This window comes from Deltaproteobacteria bacterium, from assembly GCA_016218975.1.
Lineage (GTDB): Bacteria > Desulfobacterota > Deferrimicrobia > Deferrimicrobiales > Deferrimicrobiaceae > JAENIX01.
The window spans coordinates 1-2,002 of the sequence record JACRCO010000074.1 but is presented as its reverse complement, the minus strand read 5'-3'; the positions used below and the strand labels follow the sequence as shown (position 1 = coordinate 2,002).

Annotated in this window: 3 protein-coding genes; all 3 read right to left on the bottom strand. The window is 61.5% G+C overall.

Translation table 11 applies throughout. The features are described from left to right. On the bottom strand, nt 1–323 hold a 323-nt coding region (locus HY896_11205; GenBank protein MBI5576916.1), incomplete at its 3' end, for a redoxin domain-containing protein. Nucleotides 324–332: 9 nt separating this feature from the next. Beyond that, a complete protein-coding gene (locus HY896_11200; GenBank protein ID MBI5576915.1) occupies nt 333–1,631 on the bottom strand; it encodes a cytochrome C in 1,299 nt (432 codons plus the stop codon). A 50-nt stretch (nt 1,632–1,681) separates the two neighbouring features. Further along, nucleotides 1,682–2,002, bottom strand: a 321-nt coding sequence (gene ccsA / locus HY896_11195; GenBank protein MBI5576914.1) for a cytochrome c biogenesis protein CcsA, incomplete at its 5' end; no start/stop codon positions are given.

Here is a 2,002-nt window from a genome sequence, read left to right as displayed (position 1 = left end):
TCATCGGGGGTGTCCGTATAGGCCGAGACGACGATGAATTCCACCCCCTTCGGAGACAGCTCCTTCGACAGTTCGACAAGATCCTTTATCTGGTCGCGCGAACGGTCCTGCGCCAGTTTAACGAACGACACCACGGTGATTTTTCCCGAGCCGGGCGTGAAAGCGATTTCCTTGCCCCCGGAATCCTTCAGGGTGAACGGAATCGCCGGGGAGCCTTCCTTGACGTTCCGGAACGCCGATCCCGTGCCCGGAACCGTCGAGAGGAACAGCGTCAACATCACCGTGAATGCGTACAGCGGAACGCGATATCGGAGCCGGCTCACGGCCTCCTCCTACTCGTACTTCACGGGGCTTACGCGGTTGTAGTCCTTCGGCTTGTGGCAGGCGACGATGCAATTGCCGCCGTTCGTCGTCTTCGTGTACTGGATCGGAAGCATCCATGCCTTGCCGAACGGCACTTCCTTCCGGATGTGCTTGTCCTGGTCGCCCGCGTGGACCTCGTGGCACGCCTTGCAGGAACGCCCCTTCTCCTTGTTCACGTGGAGGAAGTGCATGTTCACGTCGCCGTTGCGGAAGCCAGTGAGCTTCATCGTGATCTTGTCGAGGGCGATGTCCTTGTTGTGGCAGTCGAAGCAGATGGCGTAGGACTCGGTCGCGTACGGCTTGTAGAACTCCGCCGGGAAGTACTTCTTCAGGATCAGCGGGTTCTTGCTCCCGTGCGGGTCGTGGCAGGCGTAGCAGTCGTTCTGCTGCACCGGCCCGTGCAGGTTCTTCGCCGCGCGCACCTTCCCGCCCATGTCCTTGTGGCAGGTGTAGCAGATGTCCTTGGTGTGCGCCTTAAGCTGCCGCGGGAAATCGGAGGAGTGCGGCGTATGGCATGCAGTGCAGGGCGATTTCACGAGGACCCCGTGCTTCACGGGCGAGGCGGCGAGCTGCTCGGCCATCTTCTTGTGGCAGCCGAGGCACTGCGCTTTCCCTTCGGTGGAAAGCATGAAGGGCTGGTCGGCGTTATGCGCGTCGTGGCATTTCAGGCACGACTCCTGCGCCGGCTTGTGCGGGTATTTCCGGGTGAACTCGGCCTTGCGGTCCTCGTGGCACAGGAAGCAGGCCTCGTTCCCCTTGCCCACGAGCTGGTGGGGGTTCGGCGAGGAGTGCGGGTTGTGGCACACGTTGCAGTCGCCGGTGGCGACGGGACCGTGCTGGTATTTCTTCACCTGCTGGGTATTCTTGTGGCACATGTAGCAGAGTTCGGCGGTTTTAACTTTTTTGAGCTGCTTGGGCGCGGGAGACTGGTGAGGGTCGTGACAGCCCGTACACTCCCCTTTTCGCACGGGGGTGTGCTTGTACTCGAACCTGTCGACCGGCTGGTGGCATTTCTCGCAAAGGGCCTTGCCGGTCGCCACGAGTTTAAAGTCGGGCTTGCTCCGCGTGGGGTGCCCCTTCTTCCCCTCGCCGTGGCACACCGTGCACTGCATGACGCCGACGGGCCCGTGCACCCAGGCCGCCTTGCCCATCCGGGCGTGGCAGTCTTTCGTCACACAAGCGTCCGCGGCGAGCGACTCGCCGCACCATAGCATCCCTATCCCCAGAACAAGTACGGCCACCCCGATGGAAACGGCCAACTTCCGCATGCGGCACCTCCCTGTCCGTACTGTAAAGGATGACGGCTTTTACGGCTGTGTCATGAACCTCCGTATGAATGCAAACCCGAAAGCACCAGGTTGACGCCCAGGTAGCACATGATCGTCGCGAGGAAACCGACGATCGAGAGAATCGCGGCGCGCTTTCCATGCCAACCGCGTGTGATCCTGGCATGGAGGAACGCGGCGTAAACCAGCCAGACGATCAGCGACCAGGTCTCCTTCGGGTCCCACGACCAGTACGTCCCCCACGCGTAGTTCGCCCACGCGGCACCCGTTATGATCCCTGCGGTCAGGAACGGGAACCCCCAGATGATGGCCTTGTAAACCAACTCGTCCAGCATCTTGCTGTTGGGGAAGAG

Excerpts from the sequence above, each read along its gene's own strand:
- HY896_11200 (MBI5576915.1), bottom strand. The coding sequence starts at position 1,631 with ATGCGGAAGTTGGCCGTTTCCATCGGGGTGGCCGTACTTGTTCTGGGG.